Origin of the sequence: Sphingomonas sp. Leaf407 (assembly GCF_001425385.1) — a bacterium.
Lineage (GTDB): Bacteria > Pseudomonadota > Alphaproteobacteria > Sphingomonadales > Sphingomonadaceae > Sphingomonas.
The window spans coordinates 111,481-134,744 of sequence record NZ_LMQO01000006.1 but is presented as its reverse complement, the minus strand read 5'-3'; the positions used below and the strand labels follow the sequence as shown (position 1 = coordinate 134,744).

Annotated in this window: 20 protein-coding genes; 14 read left to right on the top strand and 6 right to left on the bottom strand. The window is 69.9% G+C overall.

The window, feature by feature from the left end; genetic code table 11:
- The first annotated feature begins 9 nt into the window (after window positions 1-9).
- Genes ASG37_RS16220 through ASG37_RS16185 form a run of 8 tightly spaced genes read left to right on the top strand, consistent with a single transcriptional unit; the run spans window position 10 to window position 7,014 of the window.
- Window positions 10-588, top strand: a complete 579-nt coding sequence (locus ASG37_RS16220; RefSeq protein WP_055762799.1) for a TerD family protein — start codon at window positions 10-12, stop codon at window positions 586-588.
- Window positions 589-617: 29 nt separating this feature from the next.
- Window positions 618-1,193: a TerD family protein gene (locus ASG37_RS16215; protein ID WP_055762796.1), complete on the top strand. Its 576-nt coding sequence runs from the start codon at window positions 618-620 to the stop codon at window positions 1,191-1,193.
- Window positions 1,194-1,212: 19 nt separating this feature from the next.
- The gene (locus ASG37_RS16210; RefSeq protein WP_055762793.1) at window positions 1,213-2,352 is read left to right on the top strand and encodes a trypsin-like peptidase domain-containing protein; all 1,140 of its coding nucleotides are present in this window, start codon (window positions 1,213-1,215) and stop codon (window positions 2,350-2,352) included.
- On the top strand, window positions 2,346-3,449 hold the full coding sequence (locus ASG37_RS16205) for a phosphoribosyltransferase domain-containing protein (protein ID WP_055762790.1): 1,104 nt from the start codon (window positions 2,346-2,348) through the stop codon (window positions 3,447-3,449). The genes ASG37_RS16210 and ASG37_RS16205 overlap by 7 nt, the downstream gene beginning before the upstream one ends.
- Window positions 3,446-4,195 (top strand): hypothetical protein, encoded by a 750-nt coding sequence (locus ASG37_RS16200; RefSeq protein WP_055762942.1) that lies wholly within the window; start codon window positions 3,446-3,448, stop codon window positions 4,193-4,195. The genes ASG37_RS16205 and ASG37_RS16200 overlap by 4 nt, the downstream gene beginning before the upstream one ends.
- Window positions 4,185-5,291 (top strand): cysteine protease StiP family protein, encoded by a 1,107-nt coding sequence (locus tag ASG37_RS16195; protein WP_055762787.1) that lies wholly within the window; start codon window positions 4,185-4,187, stop codon window positions 5,289-5,291. Before ASG37_RS16200 ends, ASG37_RS16195 begins: the two co-directional genes overlap by 11 nt.
- Complete coding sequence (locus ASG37_RS16190) at window positions 5,288-6,226, top strand: HpcH/HpaI aldolase/citrate lyase family protein (protein WP_055762784.1); 939 nt, start codon at window positions 5,288-5,290, stop codon at window positions 6,224-6,226. Before ASG37_RS16195 ends, ASG37_RS16190 begins: the two co-directional genes overlap by 4 nt.
- Window positions 6,223-7,014, top strand: coding sequence for an AIM24 family protein (locus ASG37_RS16185; RefSeq protein ID WP_055762782.1), 792 nt, complete (start codon window positions 6,223-6,225; stop codon window positions 7,012-7,014). The genes ASG37_RS16190 and ASG37_RS16185 overlap by 4 nt, the downstream gene beginning before the upstream one ends.
- A 108-nt stretch (window positions 7,015-7,122) precedes the next feature.
- Here the strand turns inward: ASG37_RS16185 and ASG37_RS16180 are convergent, their stop codons facing one another.
- The 4 genes from ASG37_RS16180 to ASG37_RS16165 all read right to left on the bottom strand — a co-directional run bounded on the left by ASG37_RS16180 (window position 7,123) and on the right by ASG37_RS16165 (window position 11,030).
- On the bottom strand, window positions 7,123-7,599 hold the full coding sequence (locus ASG37_RS16180; protein WP_235514972.1) for a hypothetical protein: 477 nt from the start codon (window positions 7,597-7,599) through the stop codon (window positions 7,123-7,125).
- A 66-nt stretch (window positions 7,600-7,665) separates the two neighbouring features.
- Window positions 7,666-8,502 (bottom strand): toxic anion resistance protein, encoded by an 837-nt coding sequence (locus ASG37_RS16175; protein WP_055762776.1) that lies wholly within the window; start codon window positions 8,500-8,502, stop codon window positions 7,666-7,668.
- Window positions 8,503-8,512: 10 nt separating this feature from the next.
- A complete protein-coding gene (locus ASG37_RS16170) occupies window positions 8,513-9,637 on the bottom strand; it encodes a sensor histidine kinase (RefSeq protein WP_235525290.1) in 1,125 nt (374 codons plus the stop codon).
- Between the two features lie 205 nt (window positions 9,638-9,842).
- Window positions 9,843-11,030, bottom strand: a complete 1,188-nt coding sequence (locus ASG37_RS16165; RefSeq protein WP_235525288.1) for a sigma-54-dependent transcriptional regulator — start codon at window positions 11,028-11,030, stop codon at window positions 9,843-9,845.
- Between the two features lie 141 nt (window positions 11,031-11,171).
- Between ASG37_RS16165 and ASG37_RS16160 the strand changes: the two genes are divergently transcribed.
- From ASG37_RS16160 to ASG37_RS16145, 4 genes are read left to right on the top strand one after another with little or no spacing between them, the layout of a single operon-like run.
- Window positions 11,172-12,452: an efflux RND transporter periplasmic adaptor subunit gene (locus ASG37_RS16160; RefSeq protein ID WP_235525287.1), complete on the top strand. Its 1,281-nt coding sequence runs from the start codon at window positions 11,172-11,174 to the stop codon at window positions 12,450-12,452.
- A gap of 11 nt (window positions 12,453-12,463) precedes the next feature.
- Window positions 12,464-13,141 (top strand): ABC transporter ATP-binding protein, encoded by a 678-nt coding sequence (locus ASG37_RS16155; protein WP_055762769.1) that lies wholly within the window; start codon window positions 12,464-12,466, stop codon window positions 13,139-13,141.
- A gap of 16 nt (window positions 13,142-13,157) precedes the next feature.
- Window positions 13,158-15,587 (top strand): ABC transporter permease, encoded by a 2,430-nt coding sequence (locus ASG37_RS16150; RefSeq protein WP_055762766.1) that lies wholly within the window; start codon window positions 13,158-13,160, stop codon window positions 15,585-15,587.
- Window positions 15,580-16,821: a TolC family protein gene (locus ASG37_RS16145; protein ID WP_055762765.1), complete on the top strand. Its 1,242-nt coding sequence runs from the start codon at window positions 15,580-15,582 to the stop codon at window positions 16,819-16,821. Before ASG37_RS16150 ends, ASG37_RS16145 begins: the two co-directional genes overlap by 8 nt.
- On the opposite strand, the gene ASG37_RS16140 is transcribed toward ASG37_RS16145, so the two are convergent.
- Window positions 16,812-17,900: a helix-turn-helix domain-containing protein gene (locus ASG37_RS16140; protein ID WP_055762762.1), complete on the bottom strand. Its 1,089-nt coding sequence runs from the start codon at window positions 17,898-17,900 to the stop codon at window positions 16,812-16,814. The genes ASG37_RS16145 and ASG37_RS16140 overlap by 10 nt on opposite strands.
- A gap of 295 nt (window positions 17,901-18,195) precedes the next feature.
- On the opposite strand from ASG37_RS16140, the gene ASG37_RS16135 reads away from it, so the two are divergent.
- Both ASG37_RS16135 and ASG37_RS16130 read left to right on the top strand, forming a co-directional pair.
- Window positions 18,196-21,009: a TonB-dependent receptor gene (locus ASG37_RS16135; RefSeq protein WP_055762759.1), complete on the top strand. Its 2,814-nt coding sequence runs from the start codon at window positions 18,196-18,198 to the stop codon at window positions 21,007-21,009.
- Window positions 21,009-22,529, top strand: a complete 1,521-nt coding sequence (locus ASG37_RS16130; RefSeq protein ID WP_055762757.1) for a tryptophan halogenase family protein — start codon at window positions 21,009-21,011, stop codon at window positions 22,527-22,529. The genes ASG37_RS16135 and ASG37_RS16130 overlap by 1 nt, the downstream gene beginning before the upstream one ends.
- Here ASG37_RS16130 and ASG37_RS16125 read toward each other — a convergent pair.
- Window positions 22,498-23,241 (bottom strand): alpha/beta fold hydrolase, encoded by a 744-nt coding sequence (locus ASG37_RS16125; protein ID WP_055762754.1) that lies wholly within the window; start codon window positions 23,239-23,241, stop codon window positions 22,498-22,500. The genes ASG37_RS16130 and ASG37_RS16125 overlap by 32 nt on opposite strands.
- Between the last annotated feature and the right edge of the window lie 23 nt (window positions 23,242-23,264).

Sequence of the window (23,264 nt, the reverse complement as noted above, 5' to 3'; positions counted from 1 at the left end):
GAGAAGACCATGTCGGTTAGCCTGTCCAAAGGCGGCAATGTCAGCCTGTCGAAAGAAGAACCCGGCCTTACCCGTATCCTGATCGGGCTCGGCTGGGACACGCGCGTCACGGACGGGGCCGATTTCGACCTCGACGCCAGCGCGTTCCTGCTGGGCGCGGGCGACCGGGTGCGCAGCGACGGCGATTTCATCTTCTACAACAATCTGCGTTCGGCCGACGGATCGGTCGAGCATACCGGCGACAACCGCACCGGCGAGGGTGACGGCGACGACGAGGCGCTGACCGTCGACCTCTCCCGCCTGCCCGCCGATGTGCAGAAGATCGCGGTCGCGGTGACGATCCACGAGGGCGAGGGCCGGCGGCAGAGCTTCGGCATGGTGTCCAACGCCTTCATCCGTATCGTCAACGATGCGACCGGCCGCGAGATTTCGCGTTATGATCTCGCCGAGGATGCCTCGACCGAAACCGCGATGATCTTCGGCGAAGTCTATCGCCACAACGCCGAGTGGAAATTCCGCGCGGTGGGGCAAGGGTATAAAGGCGGGCTCGGCCCGATGGCGCGCAACTATGGCGTCAACATCGGCTGACCCCGGGCGTTCAACGTAAGGACAACATCATGGCAGTATCTCTCTCCAAGGGCGGCAACGTCAGCCTGAGCAAGGAAGCACCGGGGCTGAAGGCGGTTCGCGTCGGGCTGGGCTGGGACACGCGCGTCACCGACGGCAGCGCGTTCGATCTCGACGCCAGCGTGTTCCTGACCGACGAGGCCGGCAAGGTCCGCTCCGACGCCGATTTCGTGTTCTACAACAACAAGGAAGGCGCCGGCGGCTCGGTCGTCCATCAGGGCGACAACACCACCGGTGAGGGCAGCGGCGACGACGAGGTGGTCGCGGTGTCGCTCGATCAGGTGCCGGCCGAGATCACGAAGCTGAACTTCGCGGTCACGATCCACGAGGCGGAGGGCCGTCGCCAGAATTTCGGCATGGTGTCGAACGCCTTCATCCGCGTGCTGAACGCCGATGGCGGCACCGAACTCGCGCGCTACGACCTGTCGGAAGACGCCTCGACCGAAACGGCGATGATCTTCGGCGAACTCTATCGTCACAATGGCGAATGGAAGTTCAAGGCGATCGGTCAGGGCTTCGTCGGGGGCCTCGGGCCGCTGGCGCGGTCGTTCGGCGTCAACGTCTGACCGCAAGGACCTGCCCGCGATGCGTGATCTGATCGCGGGCGAACGGGCACCGGCGGCCGGCGCGACCACGTTCGTGCTGGCCGGCGGTGCGCCGCCGCCGCTGGCTTTGGTGGCGCTGGGCGCGGACCGGCGGGTGGCGGCCGATTTCGCACCGATCGATTCGATCACCCGCGAACTGCGCAGCGGCGTCGGCTTCGAGGAGGCGACGCGGCTGCGGATCGATCCCGCCGCGCTGCCGGCCGGGGTCGACCGGCTGTTGCTGATCGCGTTCGATCCCGCCAATCGCCCGATCGACGCCCGGCTGACCATCGCGAGCGACACGCTGCGCTTCGCGGTCGACCCGGGCAGGCAGGCTGCGGCGGCGGTGATCCTGATCGAGCTGTACCGCCATCAGGGCGGCTGGCGGATCGCCGCCAACGGACAGGGGTTCGCGGTCGGCCTTTCCGCCATCGCTGCCGCCTATGGCCTCGACCGGGCATGGTGCGACCGGCTCAACCCCCGGTTGCAGGACGACACGCCCGATCGCGGCGACCGCCCCGGCCAGTCGAGTGGCAGCGGCATCGCGATCGAGGCGCATCACATCCTGACCAACGCGCATGTCGTCGAGGACGTTCGCACGATCAGCGTCCATGTCGGCGGGCGGACGCTGGCGGCGGAGATGGTGTTCGCCGACCCGCGCAACGACCTCGCGCTGCTCCGCGTCGACACGCCGCTCATGCAGATCGCGCAGTTCCGCTCGCAGGTGGGACTGCATCTGGGCGAGGATGTCGTGGCGCTCGGCTTTCCGTTGCAGGGGCTGCTCGGCACCGGGCCGCAGGCGAGCGCCGGAAATATCGCCGCGCTGTGCGGGATCGGCAACGACAGCAGCGTGTTTCAGTTCACCGCGCCGATCGCCAGCGGCAACAGTGGCGGTCCGATTCTCGACATGGCGGGCCATTTGATCGGCCTCGTCAGCTCTTCGCTCAACCTCGACCGGATCCGCCGGTCGGGGGCCAGCGCGGAAAACATCAACTTCGGCATCAAGGGCGCGATGATCCTCAGTTTTCTCGATTCTCACGGACTGGAACCCCAGATGGCGCACGACGCGACCCCGATCGGCCGGACGGCGGTGGTGGCCCGTACCCGCAGCGCGATCGCACGGATCGCCTGCCAGTGCTGACGACCCCGAACCCGCATCGCAGCGTGGCCTTGCCGACCGGCCGGCTCGACATCGCGGTCGAGGAGGCGGCATGGCCCTTGGACGACCTGTGCGCCTTCGCCGCGCGCGAGAACCCCAAACGCGGCTTCCTGATCGTGTCGCGCGTGCTCGGCCGGCATCTGCCCGCCAGCCCGCAGGTGATGCGCGCCAGCGTCCGCGATCTGGTGGCCCGCATCCCCGCCGATCTGCCCGGACCGGTGATGGTCGTCGGCCTCGCCGAAACCGCCGTGTGCTTGGGGCAAACGGTCCATGGCGAACTGCGCGCGGCGCTGGGGCGCGACGACATCCACTTCATCCATTCGACCCGCCAGCGGATCGACCATCCGTTGCTGTGCCGGTTCGAGGAACCGCACAGCCACGCCTCGGCGCATCTGATCTATCGCCCCGACCTGCCGGCCCCGCACAGCCTGGTGATCGTCGACGACGAGGTGTCGACCGGCACCACCCTCACCAATCTGGCGCAGGCGCTGGTGACGGCATGGCCGGGCGTCGAGCGGATCGTCGTCGCGACGCTGACCGACTGGTCGGTCGGGCGCGACTGGCAGGCGCGGATGCCGCGCCCGACGGCAATCGCCGCGCTGCTCCACGGCCGGCTGGAATGGACGCAGGGCGACATCGCCCCGGCCGATGCCGCGTTCGACATGGCGGCGGCGTCGCTCGGCACCCTGGCGACGCATCGCAACATGGGGCGCACCGGCATCACCAGCGCCGCCGCGCCGCCGCCGATCGGTCCGTTGCCGCCCGTCACCGGCCCGCTCAGGATCATCGGCACCGGCGAATTCACCTATCCCCCGTTCCGTCTGGCGGAAACGCTTGCCGAAGCGGGCCATGACGTGGTCGTGCAGGCGACCAGCCGCAGCCCGGCGCGGATCGGCTGGGCGATGGCCAGCAAACTTTGTTTCACCGACAATTATGGAACCGGCGTGCCCAATTATCTCTACAACGCCGATACCGCCGATGGGCGGACCAACTGGATCGCGCACGAGACGGGGGCGGCGACGATCGACCCCGCGCTGGTCGCGGCGTTGAACGCCACGCTGATCGGATGGGCGGCATGATCCGCGCGATCGCACTCGTCGATCTCGACGACACGCTGTTCCAGACGCTGCGTAAATGCCCGGCCGACGTGCCGCCCGAACGGCTGACCCCGCTGGGCTTCGCCAAGGACGGATCGCCGCTCAGCTATGCGACGCCGGTGCAGATGCGCTTCCTCGACTGGCTGGCGGAGACGACGCATCTGGTGCCGGTGACGGCGCGCAGCCTCGACGCGCTGCGCCGCGCGCATATCCCGTTCAAGGCGGCGGTGTGCGCGCATGGCGGGGTGATCCTGAACGACGAGAGCGAGATCGATGCCGAATGGGCGGCGATCGTCGCCGGGCGCGCCGCCGAACACCGCGCCACGCTCGACGAACTGGTGGCGGCCATCGCTGCCGAGGCGGCGTTGCGCGACGTGCCGATCAACGCGCGGGTGCTGATGGAGGGCGATCTCGCGCTCTATGCGCTCGCCAAACATGCCGATGCCGATGCCGACGCGCTGTTCGGCGTCGTCGATGCGGCGGTGCCCGCGCTGCCGCCGGGCTGGACCGACCATCGCAACGGCAACAACGTCGCGCTGATGCCGCCCTATCTGGGCAAGGCGCATGCGGTGGCGCGCATCCTGCCGGGATTGCGCGCGCGCTTTCCCGACGCACCGGTGATCGGCATCGGCGACAGCCTGACCGATGCGCCGTTCATGGGGCTGTGCGACTTCGCGATGCTGCCGCCGCGCTCGCAGCTTGCCGGGGGCATGTTCGATGCCGGCTGAGGCGGTCCGGGCCGATCCCGCGCCGTTTTCGGGCAGCTATGATCCCGCCGATGTCACCTTCCTCATGAAACCGGTGGCGCTGGCGCCCACGGCGGTGGCGGACAAGGAAGCGGCGATCCAGTCGGGCAAGCGCCATTATTCGGAGATGATCGCCCCCGAACGGGTGCCCGGTCCCGACTATCTCGCGCTGTACGACGCGGCGCTCGCGCGCAACGGCGCGCGGCTGGCGCAGGATGTCGCGAACCTCGCCGCGCATCTGGCGCGGCGGGCGGACGGACGTGAGGTGGTGCTGGTATCGCTCGCCCGCGCCGGTACGCCGATCGGGGTGCTGCTCGCGCGGACGCTGCGCGCGCACGGCCACCCGGCGGTGCATTATTCGGTCAGCATCATCCGCGATCGCGGGATCGACCGGGTTGCGCTGGCGCATATCGCCGCGCGGCACGATCCGACCCAAGCGGTGTTCATCGACGGCTGGACTGGCAAGGGCGCGATCGGCGGCGAATTGCGCGCGACTCTGGCCGACCGGCCGATGGGGTTCGCGCCGACGCTGGCGGTGATCGCCGATCCGGCGGGGCAGGCGGATATTGCCGCGACCGATGATGATTATCTGATCGCCTCGGGCCTGCTCAACGGCATCGTTTCCGGGCTGGTCAGCCGATCGATCCTGAACGACGCGGTGGTCGGCCCGGGCGATTTCCACGCCTGCGTCACCTATCCGCAGTTCGCCGCCGCCGACCGGTCGCAGGCGTTCGTCGATACGCTGGCGCCGCTGGCCATCGCCGCGCTGCCGCAACCGATCGATGGCCATGCCGCCCGCCGCCCGGCGCTCGTCGACGCCTGCGAGGCGATGCTGGCCGACCTGCTGGTGCGCGCCGGCACGCAGGACCGCAACCGCATCAAACCCGGCATCGCCGAGGCGACGCGTGCGCTGTTGCGGCGGATGCCCGAACGACTGCTGGTGCGCGATGCGGCCGATCCCGATGTCGCGCATCTGCTCCACCTCGCCACCGAACACGGCATTCCGGTCGAACCGCTGGATGCCGCTTCCCGTTATCGCGCGGTCGCGATCATCCGTTCGCTGGGGGACGATCAATGAACCATGGACCCGTCACCGCGCTCGAACTCGGCGCGACGCTGTACCTGCCCGCGACCCGTGCCGATCTGGTCGAGGTGTTGCTCGGCAACCGCCGGGTGGCCGGCCTGCGCTCGGCGGTGATCTGCCTTGAGGATGCGGTGCGCGAGAGTGACCTGCCGCTGGCGATGTCGCGGCTCGCCGCATTCCTGCGCACGCTCGGCAACCGCGAGGGTGGCCCGGCCGAACCGCTGCTGTTCGTGCGCCCGCGCGACGCGGCGATGCTGGGGCATATCCTGTGCATGCCCGGCGTCGAGCGGCTGACCGGCTTCGTCGTGCCCAAGGCGCATGCCGAATCGATGCCGGCCTATCTGGCGCTGCCGCTCCACGATCGCCACCGGCTGATGCCGACGCTGGAGACGCGCGAGTCGCTCGACCCGCAGGAAATCCGCCGGTTGCGCGACCAGTTGCTGGCGGTGCAGGACCGTATCCTCGCGCTGCGCATCGGCGGCAACGACCTGCTGCGCGCGATGGGGCTGCGGCGCACGCCCGGCCGCACCGCCTATGACGGGCCATTGGGCGGGGTCATCGCGATGCTGGTCACGAGCTTCGTGCCATGGGGCTTCGCGATGAGCGCGCCGGTGCTCGAACAGTTCGGTGATGCCGACCTGCTGCGTGCCGAGATCGCCCGCGACATCGAACACGGCCTGTTCACCAAGACCGCGATCCACCCCGATCAGGTGGCGGTGATCCACGCCGCGCTGGCCCCGTGCGAACGACAGGTCGCCGAGGCGCGGCTGATCCTCGCCGACGACGCCCCGGCGGTGTTCGCGTGCGACGGGGTGATGTGCGAACCCGCTACCCATGCCGCCTGGGCCGAACGGCTTCTCGGTCGCGCCGCGCTGTTCGGGGTGGCCGACGCCCATTCCCTTCGTCTGATAGCAGGAACGGACCAATGACCACGCGCAGCAAGATCGACGAACAGAAAAGCCCCGGCGTCCGCTTCGAGGTTCATGAGTTCAACCGCAAGGCACACGGCCTCGGCCATCAGCCGATGACGGTCGCCGGCGCGGGTGGGGCCGGCGCGGAAGGAGGGATTCACGTCCACCTGCCGCACCCGGTCAGCGCGCGGCAGGTCCGCATCGTGCTGGAAGGCGGTGCGGCGCTGCTCGAACCCGGCGCGCTGCAATATGCGCATGGCAAGTTGCAGGTCGACGTGCAGAAGAACGCCGGCGCGGGCGGCTTCTTCTCGCGCGCGATCACCTCGGCCGGCTCGGGCGAAAGCGCGTTCGCGACCCGCTATGCCGGGCATGGCGAGGTGTGGACCGAAGTCACGACCAAGCATTTCATCCTCGCGGCGATGGACGGGCCGCAGGATTCGCTGATCCTCGACGACGGGGCCTTCTACGCCTGCGACGCCAACATCGCGGTGTCGACCCATGTCCATCGATCGGTATCGGGGATCATGTCGGGCAACGGGCTGATGCAGCCCAAGCTGACCGGGGCGGGGGCGTTCGCGATCGAATCGCCGGTCCCGGTCGACGAGATCGAGGTGATCGAGCTCGACGGCCAGAACGAGCTGATCGTCGATGGCGACCTCATGCTGATGTACACCGCGACGTTGCAGGTCGAGCTGCGCCCGCTGGTGCGGGGCCTGCGCAACGCGATGCGCACCGGCGAGGGGCTGGTGTTCGTGTTCCGTGGGCGCGGCACGGTGTGGCTGACGCCGACGATGCGGCTTGGTTAAAGGCGGTGCCGGCCCGCTCCCCCACCCGGCCACCCAGCAGGATACTCAAGTGGGTGGCCGGGTGGGGGAGCGGGCCGGCACCGCATCCGCCGCGAGGCGAATCAAACCCTACCGCGCCGGATCGTCGTCGCCGTAGCGCCGTTCGATGAAGCGCAGATTGTCGGCGAAGCTGTCGAGGTCGTCCTGCGCCAGCGAGCGCGACAGCGTCTGCAACCGCTCCACCATCCGTTCGATCCCCTGGTTCAGCTTGTAGCTGGCCGAGCGGCCGGTCTGGCGAAAGATTTCGGCGCGGTGCGCGGGCGGAATCTCGGCATAGCTGGCGATCAGGCGCGGCAGGTGATCGTCGCGCATCTGGCGGATTTCGGTCAGCGTCGCGATCAGCACCGCATCGCGCCCCGCGCGCGCCTCCAGATCGTCAATCAGCCCCAGCAACCGCGCGACCAGCGGACGCGAGGTATCGGGCAGGCGTGGATCGTCGGGCTGGATGCCGGCGCGGGCAGGAGTGGGCGTCGGTCCGGGCGCATCGGTCGCCGGCGGCAGGGGACCGCCGAGCCATGTTGCGAGCTTGTCGAGAAAACCGGTCACAATCGACGTCCCGTTGCCTGTGCCCGCGCATGATAGTGCATGGTGACACGATGCCGCTAGAGGCAGTTAGTTCCCTTCGATCGCGGCGATCGCGCGGCGGGCCTGCATCACCGCGTCGCCCAGCGCGCGGCTGGCCGCCGGGGCGGACAGGGTGCTGCCGTCCGCCGCTGCCGCCGCCCGATCGAGCGCGCGTGCCTGATCGGCCAGCGCCCGGCTGCCCGCCACCGCACCCCGCGCGGCGGCGGCGGTGCGCAGCGCGGCGATGCTGGTTTCCTGCGCGCGGGCCAGCGCCTGTGCCAGCGTGGTGTGGCTGTCGATCAGGATGCCGATCGTCAGCAGCCCTTGCCGTGTCACCGCCGACTGGGTGAGGATGTCCTGTTCGCGCGCCAGCAGCGCTTCGGTCGCGGTTTCGCGCAGGAACGCGGCGCGCTCGGGCCGGTCGTGGCGCAGTTCGCGCGCGGCGGCTTCCAGCGCGGGGCGGAGCGCGGCGATCAGCGCGCCGGCTTCGTCCAGCGCGGCGACGGCGGCGGCGAAGCGGTCGCGATCGGTTTCCAGCGACAGGACCGACCGGGCGACGCCATCGCGCTCGCGCGCCAGCCTTTCGACCAGCGCGTCGATCCGCGCCGGCACGGGCGGTGCGGGAGGGGCGGCGAACAGCGATCGCCAGCCCGAGGGCGGCGGCGGTGTGTCGAGCGCCCGCGCCACCGCTTCGACTTCGGCGAGGCCGGTCTTGGCGCTCTCGGTATGGATCGCGCCGCGCGACAGCCGCGCGCTGGCATCGGCCGCCGAGGTTATCGCGCGCCGGCCGATCGCGTCGATCGCCTGCGCCACCCGGTCCTCATCGGCATGCAGCCATTGCCGCAGCAGCGCGCGGGCGTCGGTGGTGGGGGAAGCATCGGGCACGACCGAAACCCTATACCCCGCCATCAACCATCGCAATTCGGTCGCGCGGCGGCAGCGTCAGGTGGAAGCGCGTCGGCAGGCCGGGCAGCAGCGCCAGCGTGCCGCCATGGGCATGGGCGATCTGCCGCGCGAGGCTGAGGCCGACCCCGGTCCCGTCGACCTTGGTGGTGTGGAACGGGCGAAAGATGCGCGCGGCGTCGTCCGGGGCCACGCCGTTGCCGCTGTCGGCGACCTCGATCGTCAGCCCGGCCGCCTCGATCGACACGGCGAGCGCGACCCATGCCGGTCGCTGTTGGCCGGCCGCCGCCGCCTCCGCCGCATTCTGGAGCAGCGCGAGTACCCCCTGCGTCACCTGATCGCGGTCGAGCGGCCAGTCGGCGTCGGCCGCGACCGACAGGTCGAGCCGCACCCCCGGCCAGCGTCCCGCGAACAGCCGCGCCCAGTCCGCCGCCAGTCCGGCAGGCGACGTAGCGCGCGGCTGCGGCACCGGCAGCCGGGCCAGCGTGCGATAGGCGGTGGTGAACCGCTCCAGTCCTTCGGCCCGCCTTGCCAGCGTGCCGATAATCTCGTGCAGCAGCGCCGGATCGGTCCCCGGCGTCTCGATCGCCTGCAACGCGCTGTCGGCCAGCGAGGTGATCGGGGCAAGGCCGTTGAGCAGTTCATGGCCCAGCACATGGATCATCTCGGCGGTCGCCCGCGCCTCGGCCAGACGGGCTTCCTGTTCGACGTCGATCAGCGTGGCGATCGTCCGCGCGTCGCTCAGCGTCACCCGCTCGATCCGCCAGTGGCGTGCCTCGTGGCGCAGGTCGCGTGCCTGCGGGTCGGCGAGCGCCGGGGGCAGGGCGACGATCCGGTCGTCGGTCGCGAACAGCCGCCGCGCGGCGCGGTTGAGCGCGCGGCCATGGCCGTCGTGCAGCGCGATCATCGGCGTCGGCGCGGCATCGAGCAGCAGCCGGTTGCCGGCGTCGTCACCCTGCGCCGGAGCCGCCGCGCTCGCTACCCCCGCCTCGCGCCACCCGGCCGACAGCGTCAGCAGCAGCGTGACCAGCGCCGCCCCGGCGAGCGACCCCCACGCGCCCTGTTGCCATGCGAACAGACCGGCCCCGCCCGCCGCGACCAGCAACACCGCGCGCACGACCGATCGCAGACCGATGATTGATGCTCTCCCCTCCCTGAGAAGAGTTTCGGGTCGGTCATGCCCCAGGCATGACCTGAACAGTGCGGGGCACTGTTCACCCGAAACTGGGTCGGGGGTGGGTAGGTTCGGGTCAGGTGCTGCCGTTCCCTCGCAGGCCGATCCACCCCCAACCCCTCCCTTGTCAGGGAGGGGAGCCTTGCCGCTACAGCCCATAGCGCGCCATCCGTCGGTACAGCGCGCCCCGGCTCAACCCCAGCGCGGTCGCGGCATGGGTGACGTTGTGGCGATGTTCGCGTAGCGCCGCCTCGATCATCGCCCGCTCCGCATCGGACAGCGCGAAATTCGCCTCCGCGCCCGGATCGGTGACGACGACCGGCGGTGGCGGAACCACCGCCGCCGCGTCGATCGCGCCGTCGTCGCTCAACAGCACCGCGCGTTCGATCGCCAGCGCCAGCCCGCGCACCTCGTCGGGCCATGGTGCCGCGCGGATCGCCGCTTCGGCCGCCGGGGTCAGCCGCACCTCGCCCCGGCCGAAGCGTTCGGCGGCATCGCGCGCGAAATGGCGGGCGAGCAGCAGCACGTCGTCGCCCCGGCTGGCCAGCGGCGGCACCGCGATCTCCACGGTCGCCAGCCGCCGGCGCAGCGCCGGGGTCAGCAGCGCGACCTCCTGCACGATGGCGATCGGGCGGACGCCGCCGGGCAGCCGGTCGAGCAGCCGGTCCTGCGCCACCGCGTCGATCCGGTCGGGATGGCGCAGGATCACGCTGGTATCCGCCGCGCCCAGCCGGTCCCATGCGGCGGCATCGCGCAGGTCGATCCGCAGCGGCTCGCCCGGTTCACCCGACGCGGCGTGCAGCGCGCGCGCCGCCAGCATCCGTCCGCTGCCCGGCCGTCCGGTGATGGTCACGCCCGCGCCGCTCGGTCCCACCCGGCGGATCAGGTCGCGCAACCGCGCCATCGCCGGATGTTCGCCGAGCAGCATCGCCGGCGACACGCCACCGCCGCGCGGTGTCGCGGGGGTGGCCACCGGCACGCGCGCCATCGCTGCCGCGACCTTGGCGATCAGTTCGGCGTTGCGCCACGGCTTCATCACGAAGTCGCGCGCCCCCGCCTGCATCGCCGCCACCGCGATGCGGATGCCGCTGTGCGCCGTCACCGCGACCACGCAGGCACCGGGATCGTCGGCGACGATCCGCTTGAGGCAGGCCAGCCCCTCCTCACCATCGGCCGACCCTTGCGTGAAGTTCATGTCGAGCAGGATCGCGCCATAGCGCCGCTGCGCCAGCCGCGAATAGGCTTCCTGCGGCCCGGCCACCGTGTCGAGCCGGTGGCCGGCGATGCGAAACGCGATTTCCATCGCGCGGGCGACCGCCGGATTATCGTCGATCAACAGGATTGACGGGTCCGCCGACTGTCCATTCGTGGACGGTGCGTCCGCCGCCGGACGGTCGCCGGTGGGCGATGACGGTGAAAATCCATTGTTCATAGTGGTTTAGGTTTTTGCCCGGGTTTCAGCGACAGTGTCCGCATGATGAGCGAACACTCTGCACATGCCAATGGCGCTCCGGGCGCGGCGATGGACCGGCGGATCGAACGACCGCGCAAACGCTGGTGGCGGCACCGTGCGCTGCTGGCCGGCGTTTTGCTGGTGGCGGCGGCGGTGCTGGTGTGGCGGTTCCTGCCCGCCAGCGGATCGACCGACATCGCCGCCGACCAGATCGAGACGGGCACCGCGCAGCGCGCGCCCTTCGCTGATTATCTGCCGGTGCGCGCCAGCGTCGCGCCGCGCCTGACCACGCTGGTGGGCGTGCTGTCGGGCGGACAGGTCGAGAAGCTGCTGGTGCAGGACGGGGCGATGGTCGCGGAGGGCCAGCCGCTCGCCACGCTCGCTAACCCGAGCCTGCAACTCGACGTGCTGACCCGCGAGGCACAGATCGCCAGCCAGTTGGGCGGCATCGCCGGCGAGGACCTCGGCATCGCGCGCACCCGGCTCGACCGCGCCGGACAGATCGCGCAGGCGAACTATGATCTCATCAAGGCGCGCCGCGATCTGTCGATCCGCGAGCAGCTCCACGACAAGGGTTTCGTCTCCGACGCCGGCGTCAAAAGCTATGCCGAGGAAGTCGCCTATCAGCAGAAGCGCCTCGCCCAGCTTCAGAGCGGCGGCGCGGCCGAGGCACGGATCACGGCGACGCAAGGGGCGCGGCTCGACGATACCCGCGCCCGGCTCGAACGTAACCTGTCGGCGGTCCGCGCCGGGCTGGGCACGCTCATTGTGCGCGCGCCCGCCGGCGGGCGGCTGACCAACTTCACGCTGCAACCCGGCCAGGCGCTGAAACCCGGCGATCCGGCGGGACAGGTCGACAGCGAGGGATCGTGGAAGCTCGTCGCCGATGTCGACGAATATTATCTCGGCCGGGTCGCGGTGGGGCAGGCGGCGAGCGCCGAGCGCATGGGCCTGCGCGTCGCCAAGGTGCTGCCCCAAGTCACCGATGGCCGCTTCCGCGTCGAGCTGTTGTTCGCCTCGCCCCCGCCCGCCGGGCTCAATCGCGGGCAGACGATCGACACGCGCATCACGCTCGGCAGCACCGCGCCCGCGCTGGTCGTGCCGGTCGGCGGCTGGCTGCAATCGGGCGGCGGCACCAGCGCCTTCGTGCTCGACGCCGATGGCGCGCATGCCCGCCGCCGGACGATCCGCACCGGCCGGCGCAATCCCGAACAGGTCGAGGTGCTCGACGGGCTGAACCCCGGCGAGCGCATCGTCACCAGCAATACCGCGTCCGTGAAGGGCGACATCCTCAATCTCCGCTGAAAGGCACGCACATGATCCGCATGGAAAAGATCGAACGCCGCTACGTCTCCGACGATGTCGAGACGACCGCGCTCCACGCCATCGACCTGTCGATCGCGGCGGGCGAGTTCGTCGCGATCATGGGGCCGTCGGGTTGCGGCAAGTCGACGCTGCTCAACACGCTCGGCACCGTCGATCGGCCGACGGGGGGCAAGTATCTGTTCGGCGACCGCGATCTGGCGGCGATGGACGAAAAGGAACTGGCGAAGTTTCGCGGCAGTACGCTCGGCTTCGTGTTCCAGAGCTTCAACCTGATCGACGAGCTGACGATCGAGGAGAATATCGCGCTCGGCCTCGCCTATCGCCACGATGCCGGGGACCGGCGGTCGCGCGTGGCGGCGGCGATGGACAAGGTCGGCATCGCGCACCGTGCCCGCCACTTCCCGCACCAACTGTCGGGCGGGCAGCAGCAGCGCGCGGCCATCGCCCGCGCGATCGTCGGCGATCCCAAACTGATCCTGGCGGACGAACCGACCGGCAACCTCGACACCGCGAACGGCGAGCAGGTGATGAACATCCTCGCCGGTCTCAACGACGAAGGGGCGACGATCGTGATGGTCACGCACTCACCGAGCCATGCCGACATGGCCAAGCGTCGGATCGACATGCTCGACGGCCGCATCGTCGCCAGCGCCATGCGCGCGCTCTGACGCGAAAGGGAGAACCATGAACGGCTTCGCGCTTCGCTCGCTCTATCGCTCGCTCACCCGGCACAAACGCTATGGTGCGCTCAACATCGGCGGCCTCGCCATCGGCATCGCGGTGTTCCTCGTCCTCGGCCTCTATGTCCGCTTCGAGACGGGGTTCGAGAAATGGCTGCCCGACCATGGCAAGACCTATGTCGTGCAGACGGTGTGGAGCCTGCCCGAAAGCCCGGCGAACGGGGCGTACCCCTATACGATGGGCGGCCTGCTCGAACAGATGCGCGAGGATTTTCCGGGCACGATCGGCACCCGCATCCGCGGCGGCGAGAACGGCGGCAGCGTGCTGCGCGCGGGCCGTGCCACCAGCGAGAATGTGGCGCAGGTCGACCCGACCTTTTTCCAGGTGCTGCGCATTCCCTTGGTGAAGGGCGATCCGGCGAGCGTGCTGGCGCAGCCGGGCAACGTCGTCATCAGCGAGAGCATCGCCCGCAAATATTTCGGCACCACCGATCCGATCGGCCAGCCGATGGTCGTCGCGTTCGACCAGCCGAACAGCTACCGCGTGAGCGGCGTGTTCCGCGACCTGCCCGACAACAGCGACTTCAAGCTGACGATCCTGATCCCGCTGCCCCGGACCCCGACGTCGGAAAACTGGTATCATTGGGGCAGCGCGTCGCTCGCCACCTATCTGCGCTTTCCCGATTCCACAGCGGCGCGCGCGTTCGAATCGAAGCTGACCGCCTTCGTCGACCGGCGCGGCAAGGAACTGGCCGCCCCCGGCGAGCGACCGTCGGCGGTCCAGCAACTGAAACTGCTGCCGCTCGCCGACGCCCATCTCGTGCCCCAGGGACAGGACAGCGCCAGCCGCAAGACGACGATCGTCACGCTGGGGCTGGTCGGGTTCCTGACCCTGCTGATCGCGATCGTCAATTACGTGAACCTCGCCACCGCCCGCGCCGGCCTTCGCGCGCGCGAAGTCGCGATGCGCAAGGTTCTGGGCGCGGACCGGGCGACGCTGGTGCGCCAGTTCCTCGGCGAAGCGGTGCTGACCGTCGCGCTCGCGTCGCTCGTCGGGCTGATCCTTGCCGAAATCGGCCTGCCGCTGGTCAATGCGGCGGGCGGATTGTCGCTGACTATTCCGTACGTGGTGGTCGTACCGGCGCTGGTGCTGCTGACGCTGATCGTCGGACTGGCGGCGGGCGTGTATCCCGCGTTGCTGCTGTCGGGATTTCCGGCGGCGGCGGTGCTGGCGTCGGTGCGCTCGCCCGGCGGCGGTCGCGCGGGTACGCGCATCCGCGAGTTGCTGGTCGTGGCGCAGTTCGGCCTCGCCATCGCGTTCATGATCGGCACCGCCGTCCTGTTCGCGCAGACCCGCCATGTCCGCCAGACCGACCTCGGCTTCCAGCGCGACGGGCTGCTCGTCGTCCGGTCGCTGGCGGATTCACTGGTTGAAGCCAGCAGCAAGTCGGGAATCGTCACCGCAATCCGCGCCTTGCCGCAGGTCCGCGAGGTGACGGTCGCCAATCTCGCGATCGGCGGCAGCGGGGAGGATAATAACAACAACGTGCCGCTGCCCGGCGTCGCCGGATCGGGGCCGTCGCTCACCTGGGGCATCGTCGGTCCGCGCTTCTTCGAGACGCACGGCGCGCGGCTGATCGCCGGCCGGCTGTTCGACGATGCGCACGGCGCGGACGATGCCGAGCTGCACAAGGTGACCGACGGGTTCAACATCGTTATCAACCGCCGTGCGCTCGCCAGCCTGCGGTTCCGTTCGCCCGAGGAAGCCGTCGGCAAGACCGTCGGCGGTGGCAATCCGCGCACCATCATCGGCGTCGTCGACGATCTGCGCTTCGGCTCGCCGCGCTCGCCCACCCCGCCGACCTATTATCTCTACTATCGCCGTCCCGAGAAACTCGGCACGACGGTCGCTACCGTCCGCTTCTCGGGCGATCCGCGCACCGCGCTCGCCGCGGTCCGGTCGCTGTGGCAGCGGATGGCGCCGCAGGTGCCGTTCAACGGCGACACCGCCGACACCCGCCTCGCGCAATTCTATGAGGATGACGACCGCGCGGCGCGGCTGTTCGGGATCGGCGCAGGCCTGGCGGTGCTGATCGGCTGCGTCGGCCTCTGGGGCCTAGCCTCGTTCAACATGCAGCGGCGGGTGAAGGAGATCGGCATTCGCAAGACGCTGGGCGCATCTGCGACCGACATCGTGCGGCTGCTGGTCGGGCAGTTCCTGCGCCCGGTGCTGATCGCCAACGTCATCGCGTGGCCGATCGCGTGGCTGGCGATGCGAAGCTGGCTGACCGGCTTCGAGGATCGCATTGCGCTCTCGCCGCTCTACTTCCTCGGCGCGACGCTGCTCGCCACGACGATCGCGGTGCTGACCGTGCTCGGCCAGTCGCTGCGCGCCAGCCGTGCCGCACCGGCATGGGCGCTGCGCCATGAATAGGGCGTGGATCGCTGCGCTGGCGCTGTGCGCCGCCACGCCGGCCTCGGCCGAGACGCTGCGCGAGGCGATCGCCGCCGCCTATGCCACCAACCCGCAACTGGCGGCGGCGCAGGCGCGGCAGGCGGCGCTGGCCGAAACCCCCGAACAGGCGCGCTCGCTCGCCCGGCCGGTCGTGTCGGCGGGGGGCAACGCCGGCTACGACCGGCTGAACGGCGGCAGCGGCGCGGCGGTCGCCAGCGTCGCGCTCCCGATCTGGACCGGCGGGCGCGCCGCCGCCGCGATCCGCGCCGCCAACCGCGACGTGGCGGCGGGCGCGGCGGGCCTGCGCGACGCCGAAGCGGCGATCCTCGAAAGCGTCGTCACCGCCTATGCCGCGCTGCTGTATAACCAGCAGGCGGTCGAGGTCGCGCGCGTCGGCATCGAACGGCTCGACCGGCAGGTAGCCGAGGCCCGCTCGCGCTACGGGCTGGGGCAGGCGACCCGCACCGACGTCGCGCAACTCGAAGCGCAGCGTGCCAGCGTCGTCGCCAACCTCGCCGATGCCGAAGGCGCGCTGGCACAGGCCGCCGCCGCGTACCGCGCGGCGGTGGGGCAGGACGCCGGCACGCTGTCGGCGGAGGTCGTGCCCCCGGCCACGCTGCCCGCGACCCGCGACGCCGCGCGCGACGCGGCGCAGGCGGGCAATCCGCTGCTGCTGCGCCAGCGGCAGGTGGTCGCGGCATCGGCGGCGCGGATCGATCAGGCCCGCGCCGAACGCGCGCCCGCGATCGATGCGACCGGCAGCGTCGGGCCGGGCGGCCTCTACCGCGACGACCGGCTGCGCGGCGTCACCGCCGCCAGCGCCGGCCTGTCGCTGCGCATTCCGCTGCTGACCGGCGGGCTGGTCCCCGCGCGCGTCCGTCAGGCCGAGGCGCTGAACCGCGCCGAACGCTTCGACGCCGATGCCGCCGAGCGCGAGGCGATCCGGGCGAGCGATGCGGCGTGGGCGACGCTGATCGCGGCGCAGGGCCGGCTGCGCGCCAATGTCGAGGGGCTGGCGGCAGCCGACGTCGCGCTGAACGGCGTGCGCGCCGAATATGGCTTTGGCCTGCGTTCGACGATCGACATCCTCGTCGCCGACCAGTCGCTGCGCGCCGCGCAACTGGCGGTCGCGGCGGCACGCGCCGACGTGCTGGTCGCGCAGGCGGCGCTGCTGCGCGCGACCGGCCGACTCGATGCCGCCGCTTATGGCTGATCGCCGGCCGGCCCGGCGGCGTGGAGCGAGCGCATCCATCCGGCGAAATCGCGCGGATCGGTTTCGCTCGCGCCATTGCCCGGCGTGAAGAAGGCAAGGCAGCGTTCGCGCGCGTCGCTGGGCGCGATGCCGAACGCCTGCTGGAACGCGCGGCTGAAGCTGCGATCGGTGGCGAAGCCCCAGCGCTGCGCGACCTCGCCCACCCGCACGCGGCGCAATGGATCGGCCAGTTCCAGCGCCGCGCCGCTCAGCCGCCGCCGGCGGATGTGCCGCGCGACCCCGCCCGCCGGCGCGAACAGCCGGTAGAGCGCGGCGCGCGAGACGCCGGCGACATGCGCGATCCGCTCGGCGTCGAGCGCGGGGTTGCCGATCTCGGCATCGATCAACCGGTTGATTCGCAGCAACGCCGATCGCGGGCACGACGGCGTCCGGCTGCGTCCCTCGCGCCGCCGCTCGCTTGCCAGCACCATGGCCGTGAGCGTGACCGTGGCATGCGCCGCCAGCGTCGCCTCGGCGGTCGTCAGCCCGGGCAGGCGTCGCGCGACCGAACGGAGATGGTCGCACAGCAACCCGCCGACCGCCGAACCGGCGGGCACCACCATGCCGTGCAGGCTGGCGATGTCGCCGACGATCGGCGCGATCGACGCGCGCGGGAGCAGCAGGCTGAGATTGCGGAACGCGCTGGTCGTCGTCGACAGCGTATCGGCAAGGTCGAACACGCAGATGTCGCCCGCCCGCACCGCGACCGGTTCGCCGCCGGCATCGCCGGTGAAGCCGCCCGTCTCGTAATATTGCACCAGCAGATGATCGAGCCCGCTGCTCGCGACCAGCGTGGCCGGCCGGTCGAACCGCAGCGCAGGCCCCGCGAAACGGCCGAACATCGCGGTGCCCAGATGCCATGCCAACGTCTCGACCTCGGCCGGATCGGCCGGGTCGACCCGCGCGATATGGAACACGTCGCGCACCGCCATCCCGAAGGCGGCGATACTGTTCGCGTCCCCGCCGTCACGCGGAATCGCGAACTGCGGGATCTGTCGGATCGCCGGGTCGTCGCACCGGACCGGGTCGCTGTCGGCCATCGGTCAGGCGAGGCCGGACGCGATGCCCGGGCCGGCCGGACGGGGTGTGGTGTTTCCACGATTCATCGGCGTCGCCCCTGTCGCTATCCGCGGTCGAGCCCCGGTTCCGCCGGTCGCGCTGCCACGACGTCCCGTCCGGCACAAGCCGCCAGTGAGCGACTGTTTTTCAATCAAGTCGTACGTAATGTAATATTATATATTGTCACATAAATGATGGTGGATTAATATGTCAGATAACTGGGGGCGACAGCGCGATCACGCGCGGCGACCACCCGGTGCATAGGGGAGGACACTGATGAAGGCATTCGCCAAATCCATTCGTCTGGGCGTATCGCTGTCGGCGATCGGTATCGCCGGGCTCGCGCAACCCGCCTTGGCGCAGGACGCCCCGACGGGCGGTTCGCTCAACGCCGCGCAGGTCGCCGAACGCGGCGAGAACGCCGACGAGATCGTCGTCACCGGCGTGCGCGAGAGTCTGCGCTCGGCACAGGCGATCAAGCGCAACGCCGACCAGATCGTCGATTCGGTGAATGCCCAGGACATCGGCAAGCTGCCCGACGCGAACACCGTCGAGGCGCTGCAACGGATTACCGGCGTGCAGATCCAGCGCCGCTACGGCGAAGGTGCTACCGACTTCGACCATCGTACCCAGCCGGCGATCACCGTGCGCGGTCTGACGCAGGTGCAGAATTTCATCGACGGCCGCGCCAGCTATTCGGCGTCGGGCGGCCGGGCGTTCGACCTCGAAGGGGTGCCGCCCGAACTGCTCTCGGGCATCGACGTGTACAAGAACGCGCCGTCGAACATCATCGAGGGCGGCGTCGGCGGCGCGGTGAACCTGCGCACCCGCAAGCCGTTCGATGCGGCGGGACAGGTCGTCAGCATGACCGCCAAGGGCAATTACTACGACCGGGTCGACAAGTTCGGCGGATCGATCTCGGGCCTCTACAGCAACCGCTATGACACCGGCATCGGCGAGATCGGCGTGCTGTTCAACGCGGTCTATTCCAAGAGCCAGTATCGCCAGGACGGCCTGCTCGCCGGACCGTTCGGGCCGATCCCGACCGGCACGACCATCGCCGGCGCGCCGACCAATGCGCAGGTGCCGTTCGGCTTCGAAATCTATGACGATACCGGCGACCGCAAGCGGCTGGGCGTCGCGGCGGCGATCCAGTGGCAGGCGAGCGACGCGGTGCTGGTAACGGCGCAGTATCAGGGGACCAAATACTGGTTCAACCGCACCGGCGCCTATTATTACGACTATAACAACCGCAACGTCACCGATCCGTTGCCCGGCGGCACCTTCACCTGGAACGACGAAGGCTATGCGACGTCGGGGTCGATCCGCAACCAGACGTTCGAAACCGGCCGGTTCGATCAGGAACTGTGGAGCGCGACCCAGAATATGACGTTCAACGTCGCATGGGACGTGAACGACCGGATGAAGGCCACGTTCGATGCCCAGTATCTGACGTCCTATTACAACGCCGACCGTAACGGTCACGTCCTGTCGCTCTATACCCAGGCCGGGCAGACCGCGCTGACCACGCCGCACGCCACCACGGTCGACTTCGACCTGCGCGGCAAATATCCGCGCTGGGACGTGCGCAACCCGGGGCTGCTCAACACCGCGGCGAATTACACCACGCCGTTCGTCGCCGATTCGCTCCAGCGCAACGAGGCCGACCAGTTGGCGCTCGCCTACGACCTCGAATATGACATGGAGGGCAGTTTCCTGTCGAAGCTGCGCGGCGGCGCGCGCTATGCCGACAATACCATCAACCTGCGCGGTACGTGGAACGGCGTCTGCCTGAGCGCGCTCGGCGCCGATCCGTCCTGCTCGGCCCCGGCGGGCACCGCGCTCATCCCGCTGACCCGCAATCCGCAACTGGCGATGCCGGGACCGTCCAAGAACTGGTTCGACGGCAACACGGTGGTCAACGGGCTGCTCTATCCGGCCTTCCCGGCGGGTGACGGCGTCTGGGCACAGACCAAGGCGCTGTATGCGCTGTTCGGCGCGCGCACCAAGGATGCGTTCACCCCGGGCGACCTGAACGAACAGACCGAAAAGACCTACACCGTCTGGGGCGTCGCCGATTATGCCGGCGAACTGGGCGGCATCCGTATCGACGGCGGCGTCGGCGTCCGGCTGGTCAAGACCGAGGCGACCTCGATCGGCACCCAGTTCGCGACGGTGGCGGTGCCCGGCGGCGGCACGCGGCAGGTGCTCAGCCCGATCAGCGTGGTGAACGACTATACCCGCGCGCTGCCGAGCTTCAACGTCCGCGCCCGCTTCACCGACGAACTCCAGGCCCGTTTCGCCTTTTCCAAGGGGCTGGCCCGGCCGAACTTCGACCAGTTGTCGACCAACCTGACGCTCAACAACCCCAATCAGGTCAACCCGATCACCGGCCGGCCGAGCGCCGGATCGGGCAATCCCCGGCTGCGCCCGATCGAATCGGACAATTACGACCTGACGCTCGAATGGTACTTCGCATCGGCCGGATCGCTGACCGGCGGCGTGTTCTACAAGAAGGTCAACGGCTTCCTGGCGGGCGGCACCGTCGTGCAGAGCTATAACGGCGTCGCCTACGACGTCGGCACCACGGTCAATTCGGGCAACGGCACCGTCAAGGGCGCGGAAATCGGCTATCAGCAATTCTACGATTTCCTGCCCGGCCTGCTGAGCGGTCTGGGGCTTCAGGCGAACTACACCTATGTCGACAGCAACGTGTCGAACCCGTTCGCCAGCCCCGGCACGAATATCCCGCAGCAGGTGCCGCTCGAAAAACTGTCGAAGCACAGCTACAACCTCGTCGGCCTGTACGAAAAGGGCCCGGTGACGGCGCGGCTGGCATGGTCGTGGCGCAGCCGCTATCTCGACACCACCTTCGGCAGCGGCGCGAACGGCATTCCGCAATATGCCAATCCCTACGCCTCGCTCGATGCGTCGGTGAACGTCAACATCAACCGCCATCTCGCGCTGTCGGTCGATGCGGTGAACGTCAACAACCGGATGAACGTGACCTATATCGGAACCCCGTCGCAGCCGCTGCAATATCAGTTGAACGACCGGCGCTTCGGCGTGTCGCTGCGCGCGACCTACTGATGTCGCCCGCCGCCGACCATGACGCTCCGCACCTGCGGCGGATCGCGATCGTCGGCGGCGGCACGGCCGGATGGATGGCGGCCGCCGCGCTGTCGCGGGTGCTGAACGGGTCGGTCGCCATCGCCCTGGTCGAATCGGACGCGATCGGCACCGTCGGCGTGGGCGAGGCGACCATCCCGCCGATCCGCGCCTTCAACGCGCTCCTCGGCATCGACGAGGATGCGTTCATCCGCGCGACCGGCGGCACCTTCAAGCTCGGCATCGAATTCGCCGGCTGGGGCGATGTCGGCGAGCGGTATTTCCACCCGTTCGGCGTCTATGGCGTCGACGTCGGCGCGGTTCCGTTCGAGGCGCTGTGGCACCGGCTGCGTGCCGAGCCAGGCGCCCGGCCGCTTGCCGCCTATTCGATCTGCGCCGCAGCGGCCGCGACCGGCCGGTTCCAGCGGCCCCGCACCGACCCCGGCAACACCCCGCTGCATCAGATCGGCCATGCCTTTCATTTCGATGCCGCGCGCTACGCCGCCTATCTCCGCCGTCTGGCGCAAGCCGCCGGTGTCGTCCGCCACGAAGGCCGCATCGCCACCGTCGAGCGTGGCGGCGACCGCATCGACGCGGTACTGCTCGACGATGGTCGGCGGATCGAGGCGGATTTCTTCATCGATTGTTCGGGGTTCGCCTCGCTGTTGCTGGGCGGGGCGATGGGCAGCGCGTTTCTCGACTGGTCGCACTGGTTGCCCAACGACCGCGCCGTGGCGGTGCCGAGCACGGCGATCCCCGCGCCGCCACCCTATACCCGCGCCACCGCGCACGGCGCGGGATGGCAATGGCGCATCCCGCTGCAACATCGCACCGGCAACGGCGTGGTCTTTGCCAGCGCCCATCTGGACGAGGACGCCGCGACCGACCTGCTGCTCGCGAACCTCGACGGCACGCCGCTTGGCGATCCGCGCGTGCTGCGGTTCAAGGCCGGGCGTCGCGCGGAAAGCTGGGTCGGCAACTGCGTCGCGCTGGGGCTGTCGGCGGGGTTTCTCGAACCGCTTGAATCGACCAGCATCCATCTGATCCAGGCGGGTATCGCCCGGTTGCTGGAGATGCTGCCGGCGCGCGATCCCGATCCCGCGATGGTCCGCCGCTACAACCGGCTGATGGGCGAGGAGTTCGACCGCATCCGCGACTTCATCATCCTGCACTTCCACGCCACGCGGCGCGATGACACCCCCTATTGGCGGCACCTGCGCACCATGGCGATTCCCGACAGCCTTGCCGGGCGCATCGCCGAATATCGCGCGACGGGCCGGGTATACCGCGACGGCGACGAGCTGTTCACCCGTACCAGTTGGCTGGCGGTGCTCGAGGGGCAGGGAGTGCGCGCCACCGGGGTCGATCCGCTGGCGATGACGCTGTCGCTGGACGAGGCCCGCGCCCGCCTCGACCGTATCGCGCAGGTGACGCAGGCCGCCGCCGATCGCATGCCCACCCACGCCGATTTCATCGCGGCGCACTGCCAGGCAGCGTCCTGATCGCTTCGCGCAGGACAGCGGCCAGCGCGCCGGGCTGCTCATAGGGGATCAGATGCGCCGCCCCTGCGACGACCTCGACCGTTCCCCGGGGATAATGCGGCAGGTTCAGCCGCCGCTGCGCCGCCTCGCCCAGATCGCCGTCTCCGCCGCCCGCGACGATCGTCGCGGGCAGGTCGATCGTCCCGACTCGCGCGGCCCAGTCCTCGTCCGCCCCGGCGTCCAGCCAGCCACGCCACGCCGCCGGGTTCGACCGGCACACATCCGCGACCGCCCGTTCGCGAACGGCATCGGGCAGGGGGGTGGCGCAATTCGCATCGACGAACGCCTCGGCATGGGGTCGCGCGATCGTCGCACCGTCCAGCCAGCCGAGCATGTCGCTGCGCCGCGCGTCCTCGATCGGTTCGGGCGAGGGGGGTGATCCCGCCACCAGCACCACGCCCGCCACCGGCAGCGTGCGCCGCGCTGCCAGCACCGTGGCGATCTTGCCGCCCATGCTGTGCCCGACGAGGATACAGCGGTCCGCGCCCCGCGCCGCGATCGTCCGCGCGACATCGTCCGCCATGCCGGCGACGTCGCGATATGCCTCGCCCGACCGATCGCCGAACCCCGGCAGGTCGAGCGCGACACAGGCCATGCCCTCCAGCCGCGCGATGACGGCATCGAAGCTGCGCGCGCTGGCCCCCAGCGCGTGGAGAAAGAACAATGTCGCCATGGGCACCCCTTCGCAACGGACCG